This is a genomic window from Pseudomonas sp. HP_08 (assembly GCF_055284095.1).
Genome location: NZ_JBTOQC010000027.1, coordinates 1 through 16045 on the forward strand (window position 1 = coordinate 1; position 16045 = coordinate 16045).

The window sequence follows — 16045 nt, forward strand, 5'->3', positions numbered from 1 at the left end:
AAGCATGTCACGCAAGGGAAACTGCCTGGACAATGCCGCAATGGAAAGTTTTTTCGGGATACTGAAGTCCGAGTTTTTCTACCTCAAGCGCTTCCAGAATGTGGAGGAGCTAAGGACGGGGCTGGACGAGTACATCCGTTACTACAATCATGACCGGATAAAAGTGAGGCTTGGCGGATTGAGTCCTGTGGAGTTCAGGACTCGTTCGGTGGGCGTGTGGCAATAGACTGTCCAACTTTTTGGGGTCAGATCAGGTTGCAGTACGCGGTCGGGTGGTGCGTGGGACATTGCTGGCCACGCCGGTGATCATCAACCAGCCACAGTCGGCGATTCTGGGCGTCGGCGCGTTGCAAAAGCGCGTGGTCGTCGAAGAGGTCGATGGCGTGAGAAGCGCCGCGTTGTCGCGACGCAAACCCAAGACCCGTAGGAGCGAGCGTAGAGCTCGCGAATGCCAATTATCAGTCAACGAATAAGTTGAACGTGCCGGCCTCTTCGCGAGCTCCCACGATGCTGATTACAGGTCGTAACGCACGCTCAGCAGCACGGTGCGTGGGTCGTTGATCACGTAGTGCGAGGTGTTGCTCGCCGCTGAGTAACTCACGCCTTGCGGGTACGCGCGGTCGAGGATGTTTTTCACCGACAGCGTGGTGGTCCAGTGGCCGTCGCCGGTTGTATAGCTGGTGTTGGCGTTCCAGAAGCCTTGCGCCGGGACTTCATAGATGTCGGCGTTGAGGGCGTTGGCGTACGAGCGGGTCTGGTACTGGTAGTCGGTGCTGGCGATCAGCGCGCCCGGCAGGCTGACCGGCACGGTCCAGCTCAGGCCCAGGCTGGCGTTCCATTTGGGCGCGAAGATCATTTCTTTGCCGTCGGCGCTGACGCCCGGACCGCTGGCGTTCTGGAAGTCGTCGTATTTGCTTTCCAGATAACCCAGATTGGCGGTCAGGCGCAGGTCGCGGGTCAGCAGGGCAGTGTTTTCCAGTTCTACGCCGTAGGTGTGGGCGCTGCCGACGTTGGTGCGCAGGTTGGCGCTGATCGCCGGGTCCCAGGCGTTGGTCTGCAGGTCTTCATAGTCGTTATAGAAAAACGCGATGTTGCTGCGCAGGCGGCCATCGGCAAAGTCGCCCTTGAAGCCGATTTCATAAGTGGTGACGTTCTCCGGATCAAAGCCCTGCTCGGCCGCCACTTGCGTCGGGGCACGGTTGTCAAAGCCGCCGGCCTTGAAGCCGCGAGCGACGTAACCATATTGCACCAGGTTGTCGGTCCAGGCGTATTCCAGACCGATCTTGGGGCTGACCGACGACCACGATTCGCTGGTTTCGGCACTGAAGTTGGTGCCGGTGATTTGCCGTGCGGTGGTGATGGCGTAGTTCTGGTAGTCGAAGTTCTTGTGCTCGTAGGTGTAGCGCAGGCCAGTGGTCAGCGACAGGCGCGGGGTGATCTTGTAGTTGCTCTGGCCATATAGCGCGTAGCTTTCGGTGTCGGTGGTGCTGTACTGACCGCTGGCGTTGACGCGGTTGGCGGCGACCGAATAGGTCAGGCTGTCGCGTTCGGCGCGAAAGCGCTCTTTATAGAGAAACAGACCCAGGGTGTAGCTGAAGCGGTCGTAGTCGCCGTTGAGCTGGAATTCCTGGGTGGCGTAGCGCTGTTTGTAGACGATCAGGTTGTTCTGGATCGGCGAGGCGTTGCCGCTGTTGGCCTTGCCGGAGTTGTCGTAGTCCACGGGCTGATCGAACTCGGACCAGGCCGTCACCGACTTGAAGTTCAGGTGGTCATCGATGTTGTGGATGGCGCGCAGCACGGCGCTGCCCTGGTCGAGTTTGTTCTTCGGCGTCAGGCTGTTGTAGGTGGTGAACTTGTCGTAGTGACCGTCGGCGACGTTGAACGGCGTGTAGCTGGTGGTATCGCCACGGTCGATGGTGCCGGCCAGGGTCAGTTGCACATCCCAGCGCGAATCATCCGGCGCCCAGCGCAATTTGCCGCGATACGACTGGATATCGACGTTGTTGACGTCCTTGTCGGTGGTGCGGTTGTGCACCGTACCGTCGCGGGTCAGGCGGATCGCCGAGAAGCTGCCGTACAGGGTGTTGTCGACCAGCGGGCCGCTGATCAGCACCCGGCCGTTGCGCGCGTCGTAGTTACCGGCGCCCAGTTCGAAAAAGCCACGGGTGGTCTGGTCGGGATCGCGGGTGATCACCCGGATCGCCCCGGCGGCGCTGTTGCGTCCGTACAACGTGCCCTGCGGGCCGCGCAGCACCTCGACGCGCTCGACATCGTTGAAGTCGAGCATCGAAGAAATCGCCCGCGGGATGTACAGGTCGTCGGCGTACACCGCGACCGCCGCTTCCTGGATCGGGTCGGTCTCGCCAATGCCACGAATGCCGTAGGTCTGCGCACTGTATGAAATCGACTGGCGTGGCAGGGTCAGGTTCGGCACGCGGCCGGACAGGTCGCGCACGTTGTTGACCTGCTGGTCCTGCAAGGTGTTCTGGTCGAAGGCGGTGATCGCCAGCGGCGTCTTTTGCAGGTTTTCTGCGCGGTGTTCGGCGGTGACGGTCACGGTTGGCAGACGGTCTTCGTCAGCGGCCAGCACCAGCGCCGGAGCGCCCAGGGCAATGGCCAGCACCAGCGGTTGCAAGGGGTAGGGAATGGTTGGCATCGAGTAAGGTTCCTGTCATGCACTGATGAAGTCGTGATGTACGGAAACCTGTTGCAGACGGACACGCCACAACAGAAGTCCATGGCCTCCGCCATGGTGTGGGGTCGGTTTGCATAAAAGATATTCTTTTTAAAAAATCCTGTGAAAGCACATTTGGTTATATGTTAATCATGATTTTCCATGATTTTATAAGGCCGGAATTATCAGTAAAAATGATCTTGAAAACGACCTGTGCAGGTCGTTTTCGAGCACTTGGATGCGCCCTGAAACGGTGCGGCAATCTGTCACGCAAGTCTTTTGCGACGCGTTCTCATTGAGTGATAAAGTCGCCGCCATGAAATTTCACCGGACCGACCGCACACTGATTGCATGGATGCTCTACGCCAGCGTCCTGTTCAGTCTGTTCGCCTCCAGTATTCATCACGGGCAAATGGCCGGTCTCGCCCTCAGCGGCCTGAGCGGTGGCTATTGCGCGATGGAGGGCGGTGGCGGCATGGGCCAGAATGCGGGCGATGCCGATCACGCCGGCAAAGCCACCGCGCAATTTTCCTGCCCGCTGTGTTCATCCTCGACCACCGCCCTGGCGCTGAATTCTTCGGCCTGGGACCTGCGTGACATTCCCAAGGGGGTTATCTCGCCGGTGGTGGTGCGCAGCTGGGCGCAACCACCGCCGCGTTTTCTCTGGCCCTCTCTCAACCCTCGCGCTCCGCCTGTCTCTTTTCCCGCTGTGACTACAACCGTCTGATTCCGGCCGTCTGCACCTTGATGCAGCCCGAGTCAGCGTCACTTATTCGCGTGGAAACCGTTGTTCATGAAAACCACCAACACCTCTCTGGTGCTGCTTTTGGGCGCCTGCAATGTCGCGTGGGCGCAAGACGCCTCGCTGGAACTCGATGCCCTGAACATTCAGGCTGTGCAAGACCAACCTTCCGGGCTCAGCCTCGATCAGCCGATCAAGACCGGCTCGCGCCTGGGCTTGACCGCCCGGCAGACACCGGCCTCGGTGAGCGTCTCCGACCGCGAGGTGATCGACGCCCGCGGCGCCAGGGACAGCCAGGACATTTTCAACGCCATGACCGGCATCAATGCCTCGGCCAATCCGGGCTATGGCGGCTTCGTGTCTTATCGGGGCTTTACCCAGAGCCAGATCACCCAGCTCTATAACGGCATCAACCTGGGCTACAGCAGCGCCACGCGGCCGGTCGATGCCTGGCTGGTCGACCGGGTGGAATTGATCGGCGGCCCCTCGACTTTTCTGTATGGCACGGGCGCTGTCGGTGGCTCGATCAATACCATCAGCAAGCTGGCCAGCCGCGACCCTCAATTGCTTGAAGGCCATTTGCGCTATGGCAGCTTCGATGAGTCCGAGGTCGCGGTCGGCTTCAATCAGGCGCTCGGTACGCCGGCGGCAGACGCGCGGCACTTTCTGCGCATGGACTTCAGTCGCGCCGCCGACAAGGGGTATATCGACCGCAATACCCGTGAGACCAACAGCTTTGCGGCGTCGCTGCTCAGCGACCTGACGCCCGATTTGAGCCACACCCTGGCGCTCGAATATCAGGAAGACCGCGAAGACAGCCCGTACTGGGGCTCGCCGATTCTCAACTCGCTCGGCAACACGATGAAGATCGACAACAGCCGGCGTTTCGAGAACTACAACACCGAGGATGGGCGTTACGAACAGCGCGTGCGCTGGCTGCGCTCGATCACCGAGTATCAGGTCAGTGCCGCCACCAGTCTGAGCAACACCCTTTATCACTACGATGCCCAGCGCGATTACCGCAACCTGGAAACCTACCGCTACAACGCCGATAACAGCCAGGTGATTCGTTCCGGTGCCTACTTGCAGCGCCATGAACAACAGATGCTGGGCAATCGACTGGAGGTGCGCCACGACCAGGCCTTGTTCGGCCTGGCCAGCCAGTGGGCGGTGGGGCTCGATTACTCGGTCATGCGCCAGGACCTGTACCCCACCGGTGGCTCGGGCTCCGATACGGTGGATGCCGATCACTTCAGTCCGGGACACTTTCGTGACTGGCCGGGCATGGGCACGGGGCTGGTCAGGCAGCGCAAGCATGAAATCACCACCCAGGCGGTGTTCGTGGAAAACCGTCTGGCGCTGACCGAGCGCCTGTCTTTGCTCACCGGCCTGCGTTACGACCATTTGCAGATGGAGGTGACTAACTACGGCGCGGTGTCGGCCACCAGTCCGGCCAGGTTCGAGCGCAGCTGGGAGCCACTGAGTGGCCGGGCAGGGCTGCTGTATGAAGTGACCCCGAACGCCAATGTCTACCTGCAATACAGCACCAGCGCCGATCTGCCGGCCGGTTCGCTGGCCTCGGCCACCTATTCCAACGTGGGCCTGTTCGACCTGTCCAAGGGCGAGCAATGGGAGGTGGGCAGCAAGTTCGACTTTCTTGAAGGGCGTGCCTCGGCCACCGCAGCGCTGTACCAGATCGTGCGCCGCGACTTTGCCGTGCGTGATTCGGCCAATCCCAATCTGACCGTGCAGGCCGGGCAGCAGACCTCTCGCGGCGTCGAGCTGGCCGGCAAGCTGCAAGTCACGCCGCAGGTGCTGATGGAAGCCAACTACACCTGGGTCGATGCCGAATATGACCGCTTCAACGAGGCGGTCGGCGGAGTGTCGGTGTCGCGCAAGGGCAACACACCGACCAATGTGCCGGACAGCGTTGCCAACCTGTGGCTGACCTGGCGCCTGAGCGATGCCTGGCAAGTGGGCGCCGACAGCCGCTATGTCGCCTCGGTCTACGCCGACAACGCCAACACGCTCAAGGCGCCGGCGTACACGTTGTTTGGTGCGTTTGCGCGCTATCAGCTCACGCCGCAAGCAGCGGTCACCGCGCGGGCACGCAACCTCACCGATGAGGTTTACGCCAGGCAGGCGTATGGCAACCAGTACTACATGGGCGCGCCACGCAGCCTCGATGTAGCGCTGGACCTGCGTTTCTGATCGCCCGCCGACCTCTTGTGATGCAAAGGATTTTTTCGATGTGTATGAACGTTTTCTCCATCACCCCGGTGGTGATGTGCGGCCTGTTTACGCTTGCGCCGCTGAGCCAGGCCATCGCCGAAACACGCGGTGCCGGTGATTCAGTCGTGACCCTGGGCGCGGTGACTGTGACCGGAACCGGGACCGATGATGAACGCGGCCCGTTGAACAGCCGCAACATCCTCAGTTCAGTGGATGCCGTGGGCGCCGAGCTGCTGGAAAAGCAACCGGTGCAGTACAGCTGGGAGCTGTTCAACCGCGTGCCCGGCGTGATGCTGACCCAGTTCAACCAAGGCACCACCTCGGGCAAGCTGTCGTTTCGCGGCTTTAATGGCGAAGGTGAAGTCAATGCGGTCAAGCTGTTGATCGACGGCATTCCGAGCAACACCAACGACGGCAACATGCCGTTTATCGACATGGTTTTTCCGCTGGAAATCGACAGCATCGAGGTCGTACGCGGCACCAATGACCCACGCTACGGGCTGCACAACATCGCCGGCAACGCCACGATCAACACCCGCCAGGGCGGCAACGACGGCAAGCTGCGGCTGCGCTATGGCAGCTTCGATACCCGCGAAGTGCAACTGGTCAAGGGTATCGAGTCGGGCCACTGGAGCCAGAACTATGCCCTGAGCTACCAGGCCAGCGAAGGCTATCGCCGGCATGCCGATGCCGAGCGCATGAGCGTTTCCGGCAAATGGTTTTACACCGCCGACGATGACGCCTGGCGCGCAGGGTTGATCGCCCGGCATTACACCGTCGATGCCGACGAAGCCGGTTACCTGAGCCGCGCCGACAGCCACGACCGGCCGCGCCAGTCTTATGCCAACAACGCCACCGACACCGGTGAGCGTGAAATGAACCAGCTCAGCCTGCACCTGGACGCCAGTCTCAGCGAAGACCTGAGCTGGGCCAGCAAAGCCTATGTCAACACCTTCGAAGATCGCCGCTGGACCCAGTACTGGCGCACCTCGGCGCAGCAGGAGCGCTACAGCGATGAAACCCAGTACGGCGCGCTGAGCAGCCTGACCTGGCGCCCGCAGGTCGATTTTCTGCAGGGTTTTGCCCTGGAAGGCGGCGCAGAGGTGCAGCGTCAGGAAAACCAGAGCCTGCGTTATCGCACTCTGTTGCGCACCCGCACCGCGCAAACCCGCGATCAGCAGTTCAACCTCAATGTCTACGGCGTTTATGTGCAGGCGGTGATCGAGCCGATCGAGTCGCTGAAGATCATCCCGGCGTACCGCGTCGACAAGCTCTATGGCGATTACCGCAACGGGCTGACCGGCGAGCGCGCCGACGTCAACGACTATGGCCTGATTCGCCAGCCCAAACTCAGCGTGGTCTGGTCGCCGTGGGAACAGGCCAGCCTGTACGCCAATTGGGGGCGCAGCTATCAAGTGGGCGTGGGCTCGGCGACCTATCGACTGGCGACCCAGCAGGAGGACTTGAAACCCTCGATCAACGACGGCTGGGAGACCGGCATCAAGTTTCACCCTGCCGCGTGGATCGACGGGCGTGTTGCCTACTGGCAACAAAAAGCCTCGGATGAGGTGCAGCGCAAACTCAACGACGCGCAGGGCGATGCCGAGAACGTCGGCCAGACGCTGCGCAAGGGCTGGGATGTGCAGGTCAATCTGTACCCCACCGATAGCACCCGCCTGTGGCTGTCGTACTCGCGGCAGTTCTCCGAGATTCTCAAGCCCAACCCCAATCTGCCGGCCAGCAAGGGGCAGGAGATGGACCATGTGCCGCATCATTTGTATGCCGCAGGCTCGACCTGGCACGTCACGCCGAAGCTGCAACTCTCGGCCTGGGCCAACGGCCAGAGCGACTATTACCTGGAGCGCACCAACAGCACCGGTACGTTCGGTGATTACGTGTTGGTCAATCTGGGGGCGACGTATCAACTGACCCCGAGCCTGAGCGTGGATGTGCAGGCGAAAAATATTACCAACCGTGACAGCGAATACGTCTGGTACGACGACACCGCCGGCGTGCAGCAGTCGCTGCACGCTGCCGGCGACGGGCGTGCGCTGTATGCCGGGCTGACGCTGGATTTCTGATCGGCGAGGGGCTGGGGGAATTCGTCCGGGGTAATCGGGTCTGATCGGCACATGCATCCGATTACCAAGGAGGTTCACCCATGAACAGTGCCCGAATTGCCGCATTGCGGCCGCTGATGCCCATCGATGTGCTGGCCAGCATCATGGGCAAGCAGTGGTCGCCGCCCGATGCGCATGGCTATGTACCCGACACCCATAACCACGGTTTCGGGGCGCAAATGGCGGTGGACGGAACACTGGGCAAGGTGAGCTTCTATAAGTCGTTTGCTGCCGATCAACTCATCGAAGGCTTGCACATCGGCATGCCGGAGGCCGCCGTGCTCCAGGCCCGGCCCAGCCTGCAGGCATTCGAAAACGGTCCGCAAGATCCGCTGGAGTGGTCGCAATACCGCGACCGCACCGACGCAGGCCATGAGCTGATCGTGCGCGTGCGCGACGGGGTGATTCTCGCGCTGGAAATCAGCCAGCCGGGCGCCGTGTACCCCGAGCCCGACAAGCTGCTGGCCGACACCAGCCTGAACAAGGTCTATGACCTGCTGCGCGACCCGCAACAGCCACTGCCGCCGAGCGGACGTGGCGCCGAGTGGGCCGGCGGCTGGAACCTCGGCCTGCCGCCCGGCATCAGTGCGCAACAATGGCCCTTGAGCCCGTCGCTGGGTTACCCGATGCGCCATGCGTTTACCGTGCACGTGCCCAGCCAATACCGCGCTCAGGGCGCAGAATTCGTCGCGTTCAGCCTGTTTGTCGATGACCAGTTCGAAGAACTGCCGTCGAGCAGCGCCATCGAGGCTTTTTTTGCAGCGCCCTTGTCCAGCGAGCCACCGGCCGACGTTCACCTGTTGCCGTTCTGGCAGCACCGCCACGCGCGGCACCCTAAACAGTTCGATATGAAGGACATCCTCGGCGTCAGCTATGCGGCCATCTGGCTGACGCAGGCGCAGTTCGACGCGGCGCTGTGCACGCCGCCCGACCTGAGCGGCAACCCGCTGCTGGGTCAGGCACCGGGCTGGCTGGAGAAGAGCTACAGCGAATACTTCGGCTACGAGCAGGTGCGCAACCCTGGCGAGCCTGCGTTCGAGTGGCTGCCCGACGCCGGCCTGGAAACCGCGTTTGCCATTCGTGCGCAAGAACGCGAAGGCGACCCCAACGTCGGCAAGCCGCCGCGTGAGTGGGAAGATGAATGCCAGGACAGCGGCTATATTCCAGGCTTCAGCGACGAAGGCATCGCCCTGGACCTGGAGCGCTTTCACGCACGCAACCACTTCGGCGGCACGATGTTTCCGGTGCAAGGCTATCCCGAGTTCGGCCCGCGCTATCTGGAGTTCGAAGAAGATTTTGGCGGCTTCAACTTCGGCAGTGGCAACGGGCAGATCGATCTGGAGAAAATGGAAATGGACTGGGCGTGTGGTTAACACACTGATTGGTTTTCGGCGGCAAACACCTCTTTGGCTGCAAACAGGCCATTGAGCGCCGCCGGAAAACCGGCATACACCGCCATCTGCATGATCACTTCAACCACCTGCTCTTGAGAGCAGCCGACATTGCGCGCTGCATGAATATGCACCTTGAGCTGCGGTGCGGCGTTGCCCAGTGCGGTCAGCGCCGCGACCACCGCCAGTTCACGGGTTTCAAGATCAAGACCGGGCCGCGAATAGATATCGCCAAATGGAAACTCGATCAGCAACCGGGCAAAGTCCGGGGCAATGTCCTTCAGGCTTTCAATGACGTTTTCACCCGCTTGCCCGTCGATTTCCTTCAGCTTCGCCAAACCCCTGATATAGCGTTGGTTATCCATGTCATCTGCCTCGTCGTGGTGTGTGCAGCGACTTTAGGCCTGGCAGCGAGTGTTCAGCCAATACCCTTTTGGTGATACCTTTTCGGTATGAACGAAGCCATCGATTTGCGTCAATTCCGCTATTTTCTCGCCGTCAGCGAAACGCTCAACTTCGGGCGGGCGGCGGCACGCCTGCATATCTCGCAACCACCGTTGAGCCGGCAGATTCGCCAGCTGGAAAACCAGCTCGGCGTCGAGCTGTTCCAGCGCACCCGCACCGGTGTGGCCCTGACCAAGGCCGGCGCGGCGTTTTTGCCCGAAGTCCGGCGCACCCTGGCGCAGGCGGCAAAGGCCATAGCGGCTGCGCAAGCGGCGCGAGAAGGTGAGGGCGGTCAGTTTTGCGTGGGCTACACGACGGTGTTTGATCGCAGCGTGATCCCCGATGTATCCGAGGCCTTGCGGCAACGCTTTGCCGATTGCAGGATCGTGACCCAGGGCAAGCACTCGATCAACCTGGTGCGCGACATCAACAACGGCTCAATGCAGGTGGCCTTTATCGGGCTGCACACCGAGGCCAAAGGCCTCAAGACCGAGACGCTGTTTGAAGAGCCGATGAAAGTCGCCCTGCCTGCCCGTCACCCGCTGGCGCGCAAGCGCACGCTGGGCTTCGATGATCTGCACAACGAGGTGATCTTTCGCTTCGAGCGGCGGCTTAATCCGGGCTTTTATGATTATTGCCAGGCGTTCTTTGCGCGGATCGACTTCAAGCCCGACACGATCCCGGAGCCTGACGATCACCATATTCTGTTGGGGCTGATTGCCGAGGGGCAGGGCATCGCGTTTATCCCGGCGTCATTGACCCACGTCAAGCGCAAGGGCGTGGTGTTCAGATCGCTGAAGCAAGAGGGCGGCGCGCTGTCGAGCGGCATTGCCGTAGCCTGCGCCGAAGGCAACCGGTCGCCGGTGCTGGCGCATTTTCTGCAATTGGTTCGGGAAAATATGCTGCGGGCAAATGTGGCGAGGGCAAAAACCCAGTGAACGCCGGCCGGCATTCACTGGGCGTGAAGGGCATTACTTGCCGAGCATCACAGACTGCAAACGAATCTGCGCCTGCTGAACGGTCTTGGCCTGTTCATTGAGGTTTTGCAGCAGGGTGTTCAGCTCTGCCTGAACCTTGGGGTCCTTGACCGTGACCACCGCGCCATTGATATCGATCTGCTCTTTATGAGCGTTCACGTAATCGGCCACTTTCAGGCCGCTGTCCAGGGTGCTGTTGAGTTGCGGCAGCACTTCCAGCAGGGTGTTGGTCGGCACACTGACGGTCTTGTCGTAGGCCTTGTCGTACACCACTTTCAAGTCGTCCGGCTGCTTGAGCTGCGCATGCGCGGTGTCAGCCTTGGCCTGTTGCTCCTTCAGCTTGACACCCATGTCGTTAATGCCGGTCTGGATCGCCTTGATGTCATCGCGGCGGCTGACCACGTCACCTACCGAGCGCATCTCGCCTTTCTTCACCAGTTCGCCCAGCGGTTTCATCGTCGCGTCCATCGAGCTGTTGAAGTCGGTGATCACCGCGTAATGCGTGGTGTAGTCGCCAAACGATTTGGACTCTTCCGGGGTCAGCTTGGGTACGCGCACGCCAGGTTTATCGACAATGCGGGTTTGCAGGAACTGGCTGAACGCAGCCCGTTGTTCAGGTTCGTCGTTACCGCAGGCGGCGAGGACCAGGGGCAGGGCGAGAGCGAGTAGCCATTGAGGGCGGAACGAGACGTTCATGTCGGCAGGGTCTCCAGAAATACATGACAAGCCCGCGACAGAGACGGCCTCTGCGCGATGCAGATAAGCGTGCCGTGTGCGGTGTACGCAGTGATGGCACATGACTTACAGGCGATAGGACGCGAGTGGGCGACTTAGGTTCCGTAAGGGACAGGAGCCTGTTGGATGTATCGCCCTCGCTTGGTGCAGGCTCTCTGCAACATTGACTTGCCATGGGTTCTTGGCCCATCACCGCCCTCGATAAACCGGCGCTCTCTTCTGCAGAAACGCTGCCATCCCTTCTTGCTGATCATGGCTGCCAAACAACAAGGTAAAGGTCTTGCGCTCCAGGCTCAGCATGGTCTGCAACGGTGCGTCCTGGCCGATGTTGAGCATTTCCTTGATCGCCTTGATGGCCAGCGGCGGCTTGGCGGCGATTTTGTGGCCAATCTGCAAGGCGGTTTCCAGCGCCTGGCCGTCGTCGCAGAGTTGCGAAACCATGCCGTTCGCAAACGCTTGTTCAGCCTTGATGGCTTCGCCGGTCATGGTCAGCAGCGCGGTCTGGTACTTGCCGATGGTTCTCAGCAGACGCTGGGTGCCGCCGGCGCCGGGCATGATGCCGACGTTGATTTCCGGCTGGCCAAAGCGGGCGCCGCGGGCGGCGATGATGATGTCGCAGCTCAAGGCCAGTTCGCAGCCGCCGCCCAGGGCATAACCCTCGACGGCGGCGATCAGCGGCTTGCTGCATTGGCGCAGCACCTCGAATACCCGACCCGTCGCTTGCAGGCTGTGCTGCAAGGGTGTCATGTCGGCCATTTCGGCGATGTCGGTGCCCGCTACAAAGTAGCCGCCGGCACCGGTGATGATCATCACATGGACATCGGCGTTGTTTTCGCAGGCGATGACGGCGTCAGCGATCAGGTGCTTGATTTCAAGGTTCAGGGCATTGCGGCGTTCGGCGCGGTCCAGGGTAATGACCGCGCAACCGTCGTGCAGGCTGAGGTGAACCGGGGAGGTAGGCGGGTTCATTGGGCGGTTTCCACAGGTGAGTTGGCGTCGGTCCACAGGCTGTCGGTCAGCGCTTTGCGCCGCAACAGGGCGCTGGGGCGATAGCGGCCGTCGGGGTAGGCCTGGGCCAGATGATCGAGCACGCGCACCACTTGGCGGTTGCCGAAACGGTCGGCCCAGGCCAGCGGCCCGACCGGGTAGTTCACGCCTTTGAGCATGGCGGTGTCGACATCCTCGGCGCAGGCGATGCCATGGCACACCGCTTCGGCGGCTTCGTTGGCGAGCATGCACAGTGTGCGCAGCACCAGCAGGCCCGGAATATCGTTGATGACGGCGACGTTCTTGCCCAGCTTCTGAAAAAAGCCGACCGCGTGGGCCAGTGCCTGATCCGAGCATTGATCGGCCTTGGCGAGCACGATCAGGCTGGCCTTGAGGTAGTCGAACGAGGCATCGAAGAGCACCACGTTGCGATGCGCTCCGGCGGCGGCGAGCTGGGTCGCGGTCACACCGGTCGACGGTTGCAGTTGCGCGTCTGCCACGGTGATCGAGCCTTCACCGTCGGTTTGCTCGAACGCCAGGCCATGGGTGCTTGCCAGGCTGACCAGCGCTTCTATCCCGTTAAAAGTGCCCTTGAACACCGCCCGATCAGGCGCTTGCGCCAGCGGCGCAAGGTCCACGGCCGGCGCGGGCGCGTCGTCGACGTACGAGTGAAAGCCACGGCCGCTCTTGCGCCCCAGCCAGCCGGCGTCGACCAGCGCTTGCTGGACCAGCGAGGGCTTGTAGCGTGCGTCCTGAAAGAAGCTGTTGTACACGCTGCGCGTCACCGCAAAGTTGGTGTCATGGCCGATCAGGTCCATCAACTCCAGCGGCCCCATGCGAAAGCCGCCGGCATCGCGCAAGGCGGCATCCAGCGTACCCGTGCTGCACGCCTGTTCCTGCAGGGCGAGCATGGCCTCGCCGTAGAACGGCCGCGCCACACGGTTGACGATAAAGCCCGGCGTAGACCGGCAATGCACCGGCGACTTGCCCCAGGCCGTTGCGGTGCCTGCAATCAGCTCGGCAATCTGTGGGTCGGTTGCCTCACCGCTGACGATTTCGACCAGTGGCAGCACCGTGGCCGGGTTGAAAAAGTGCATGCCCACCAGGCGCTCGGGATGGTGCAGGCCGGCACCAATGGCGGTGATCGAGATCGATGAGGTGTTGCTGGCCAGAATCGCGTCGCGGCTGACGATCTGCTCAAGTGCGCTGAACACGCCGATCTTGATCGGCAGGTCTTCAATGATGGCTTCGATCACCAGGCCGCAGTCGCTCAGCGCTTCCAGTGTTGGCGTCAATGTCAGGCGTGCGCGGTATTCAGCCTGGGCCGAGGCCGCAAGGTCACCGCGTTTCACCCAGCGCGCCACGATCTTTTCAATCGCCTCGGCGGCGCTGTCCAGGGCTTGCGCGCGGGTGTCATGCAGGCTCACGCGGTGGCCTGCGCGCAGTGCGACAGCGGCAATGCCGTTGCCCATGGTGCCGGCGCCAATCATGCCGATACGGGTGCTGGCAGGAAGGCCGGCGGGTGAGGGGGGCGTTGTTTTCATAAGGTCCTCGCAAGGCTGCACAGGCGTCAGGCGCCCGGAATGAGCGAAACCTTACGAGTTACACTTCATATAAGTCAATAGGCTGGCCTATAGGATTTATTGGCGCTTACGTCTCAAAGGTCAATCGACTGGTATTTTGCCTTTATGCAATACTTGCCCGTCTAAGCGCGAGCACGCTTGACGCCTGTTCCGCTCCCTTATTCGAGGCAACCCAGATGACCGATGTGGACTTTCTCAACCGGCCGGGCGTCGACTTCAGTCGCAGCGGCGTGTCGCGTTACATTCAACTGGCCACCCTGTTTCGCCGGCGCATCGAGCAGGGCGTGTGGCCGGTGGGAGAGCAGATTCCCACGGTCGACGACCTGGCGGCCGAATGCAGCGTGGCCAGGGCCACGGTGCGCCAGGCGCTGGACATTCTTGAAGACGACAAGCTGATCAAGCGCTATCGGGCCAAAGGCACGTTCGTGATCCAGCAGCCGCAAGAGCAGATGTGGTGCGAGGTGCCGACGGACTGGTCGGGCCTGCTGCTGTCGCCAGAAGGGGCCTCGATCGAAGTGCTGGCGTTCGACGTCAAGGCGCAGCCGGTCAACATCCAGCACAAGATCGGCGAACTGGCCCCGGAGTACCGTTGCTGGCGCCGCCGCCACTCGCGTGATGGCCGGCCGTATTACATCGGTAATGCCTATATCGATGAACGGCTGACCCGCAAGATCCCCAACGAGATGCTCGCCAGCCACACCACCTTGAGAATCCTGCGCGATCTGCCGGGGCTCAAGCTGGTCGAAGTCCACCAGACCATCACCGTCGGCACGGCCGATCTGGAAACCGCCGAAGCACTGGAAATCCCGCTGAACGCGCCGGTGGTCTACTGCTACCGCACCGCCGTGGATTCCAAGGGCCGGCTGGTGTTCGTGGGCGACGGCGTGTACCGCGGCGATGTCGTGCGTCTGGACGTGAAGGTGAGCGTCAAATGAGTGAATGGGTGCTGCATTGGTCGCCGCTTTCGCCGTTCGTGCGCAAGGTCATGTGCTGCGTTCACGAGCTGGGCCTGGTGGATCAGGTGCGTTGCATTCGCACCAAAGTTTCCAGCCAGGCGCCCAATGAAGCGCTGATTGCCGACAATCCGCTGATCCGGATTCCGACCCTGGTGTTGCCAAGTGGCCAGGCGCTGTTCGATTCGGTGGTGATCTGCGAGTACCTCGATTCACAGAGTGCGGCCGCCGAGTTATACCCCGCGCACGGTGATGCGCGCTGGCAAGCCCTGCGCTGGCAGGCGTTGGGCGATGGCTTGTGCGACACACTGATTGCCTGGCGGCATGAGCGTGATCGCACCCCGCAGATGCAGATTGCGGCGCTGCTGCACGGGGCGCGGGTGAAGGTCGATGCCACGCTGGACCGGCTTGAGCGGGAGGTTGGTGAGCTGGAGGCTGCGGCTTTTGGCATCGGGCATATTGCGCTGGGGTGTGCGCTGGGGTATCTGGGCGTTCGCTTCCAGGATCTGGAGTGGCGGGCAGGGCGGCCTTTGCTGGCGCAGTGGCAGGTCGGGTTCGAGGCGCGGGCGTGCGCGCAGATGACTCGGCCCGTTTCTTGAGGGGGCGAGTGGCTGTTCAGGCCTCTCCAGAAAAACATTGTTAATACGAAGCGTTATCATTAAAGTGTCGGCTTTTCCGCTCTGTGACTTTTGATAATGTCGAGCATGACCACCGAAGAGCTTGAGCTGGCCTTTCGGGCCCATGCCGCCGAGTTGCGTTCGTTTCTTCATCGCCAGCTGCGCAATCCTGAAACCGCTGCCGACCTGACTCAGGAAACCTACCTGCGCCTGCTCCGTCAGCCGCCACGCAAACCGGTGCTCAATCTACGCGGCTTTATCTTTAAAATTGCCCGGAACCTGGTCATTGACCATGCGCGCAGCAGCCAGACCCGAGTGCACCTCGACGAAGGCATGGCCTACCTTTATGAGGTGACGGGCGAAAGCCCGCCGTTGCTGGATGTCGTGGTCGCGCAAAAAGACCTCGCGGCGATGGCTCACGCCTTGCACCGTTTACCTGTCCAGTGCCAGCAGATCTTTACCCTGTGCCGGCTGCAAAACCTTGCGCACAAGGACGTGGCCTTGCAACTGCAGGTATCGACCAGTACGGTGGAAAAGCAATTAGCTATTGCGCTCGACTTTCTCAGCCAATGCCTGCAACGATAACCGGT

At 61.4% G+C, this 16045-nt stretch carries 15 protein-coding genes; 10 read left to right on the forward strand and 5 right to left on the reverse strand.

Going from position 1 to position 16045, the window contains the following annotated elements; translation table 11 throughout:
- The coding region (locus ACYAS9_RS21580; RefSeq protein ID WP_463567581.1) for a transposase at positions 1-226 on the forward strand (226 nt) is incomplete at its 5' end.
- 49 nt (positions 227-275) lie between these two features.
- Positions 276-473 (forward strand): 2-oxo acid dehydrogenase subunit E2, encoded by a 198-nt coding sequence (locus tag ACYAS9_RS21585; RefSeq protein WP_463570344.1) that lies wholly within the window; start codon positions 276-278, stop codon positions 471-473.
- Positions 474-514: 41 nt separating this feature from the next.
- On the opposite strand, the gene ACYAS9_RS21590 is transcribed toward ACYAS9_RS21585, so the two are convergent.
- Positions 515-2656, reverse strand: a complete 2142-nt coding sequence (locus ACYAS9_RS21590; protein ID WP_463570345.1) for a TonB-dependent receptor — start codon at positions 2654-2656, stop codon at positions 515-517.
- 334 nt (positions 2657-2990) lie between these two features.
- Between ACYAS9_RS21590 and ACYAS9_RS21595 the strand changes: the two genes are divergently transcribed.
- The 4 genes from ACYAS9_RS21595 to ACYAS9_RS21610 all read left to right on the forward strand — a co-directional run bounded on the left by ACYAS9_RS21595 (position 2991) and on the right by ACYAS9_RS21610 (position 9141).
- A complete protein-coding gene (locus tag ACYAS9_RS21595; protein WP_463570346.1) occupies positions 2991-3401 on the forward strand; it encodes a DUF2946 domain-containing protein in 411 nt (136 codons plus the stop codon).
- Positions 3402-3467: 66 nt separating this feature from the next.
- A complete protein-coding gene (locus ACYAS9_RS21600) occupies positions 3468-5627 on the forward strand; it encodes a TonB-dependent receptor (protein WP_463570347.1) in 2160 nt (719 codons plus the stop codon).
- A gap of 44 nt (positions 5628-5671) precedes the next feature.
- The gene (locus tag ACYAS9_RS21605) at positions 5672-7729 is read left to right on the forward strand and encodes a TonB-dependent receptor (protein ID WP_463570372.1); all 2058 of its coding nucleotides are present in this window, start codon (positions 5672-5674) and stop codon (positions 7727-7729) included.
- 80 nt (positions 7730-7809) lie between these two features.
- On the forward strand, positions 7810-9141 hold the full coding sequence (locus ACYAS9_RS21610) for a DUF7256 domain-containing protein (protein WP_463570348.1): 1332 nt from the start codon (positions 7810-7812) through the stop codon (positions 9139-9141).
- On the opposite strand, the gene ACYAS9_RS21615 is transcribed toward ACYAS9_RS21610, so the two are convergent.
- Entirely contained in the window at positions 9138-9524 is a 387-nt protein-coding gene (locus tag ACYAS9_RS21615; RefSeq protein ID WP_463570349.1) for a carboxymuconolactone decarboxylase family protein, read from the reverse strand. The genes ACYAS9_RS21610 and ACYAS9_RS21615 overlap by 4 nt on opposite strands.
- Before the next feature lie 87 nt (positions 9525-9611).
- On the opposite strand from ACYAS9_RS21615, the gene ACYAS9_RS21620 reads away from it, so the two are divergent.
- A complete protein-coding gene (locus tag ACYAS9_RS21620) occupies positions 9612-10541 on the forward strand; it encodes a LysR family transcriptional regulator (protein ID WP_463570350.1) in 930 nt (309 codons plus the stop codon).
- A gap of 33 nt (positions 10542-10574) precedes the next feature.
- Here ACYAS9_RS21620 and ACYAS9_RS21625 read toward each other — a convergent pair whose 3' ends face one another.
- The 3 genes from ACYAS9_RS21625 to ACYAS9_RS21635 form a co-directional block, all read right to left on the reverse strand.
- Positions 10575-11276 (reverse strand): DUF3053 domain-containing protein, encoded by a 702-nt coding sequence (locus ACYAS9_RS21625; protein ID WP_463570351.1) that lies wholly within the window; start codon positions 11274-11276, stop codon positions 10575-10577.
- Between the two features lie 228 nt (positions 11277-11504).
- Entirely contained in the window at positions 11505-12284 is a 780-nt protein-coding gene (locus tag ACYAS9_RS21630) for an enoyl-CoA hydratase-related protein (protein WP_463570352.1), read from the reverse strand.
- Entirely contained in the window at positions 12281-13846 is a 1566-nt protein-coding gene (locus ACYAS9_RS21635) for a 3-hydroxyacyl-CoA dehydrogenase (RefSeq protein ID WP_463570353.1), read from the reverse strand. Before ACYAS9_RS21635 ends, ACYAS9_RS21630 begins: the two co-directional genes overlap by 4 nt.
- Positions 13847-14061: 215 nt before the next feature.
- Here ACYAS9_RS21635 and ACYAS9_RS21640 point away from each other — a divergent pair, with 215 nt between their 5' ends.
- The 3 genes from ACYAS9_RS21640 to ACYAS9_RS21650 all read left to right on the forward strand — a co-directional run bounded on the left by ACYAS9_RS21640 (position 14062) and on the right by ACYAS9_RS21650 (position 16040).
- Positions 14062-14820, forward strand: coding sequence for a GntR family transcriptional regulator (locus ACYAS9_RS21640; protein ID WP_463570354.1), 759 nt, complete (start codon positions 14062-14064; stop codon positions 14818-14820).
- Positions 14817-15437 (forward strand): glutathione S-transferase family protein, encoded by a 621-nt coding sequence (locus tag ACYAS9_RS21645; protein ID WP_463570355.1) that lies wholly within the window; start codon positions 14817-14819, stop codon positions 15435-15437. The genes ACYAS9_RS21640 and ACYAS9_RS21645 overlap by 4 nt, the downstream gene beginning before the upstream one ends.
- Before the next feature lie 96 nt (positions 15438-15533).
- Positions 15534-16040 carry an RNA polymerase sigma factor gene (locus tag ACYAS9_RS21650; protein WP_463570356.1) on the forward strand — a complete coding sequence of 169 codons (507 nt, stop codon included), beginning with the start codon at positions 15534-15536 and terminating at the stop codon, positions 16038-16040.
- The last annotated feature ends 5 nt before the right edge of the window (positions 16041-16045 follow it).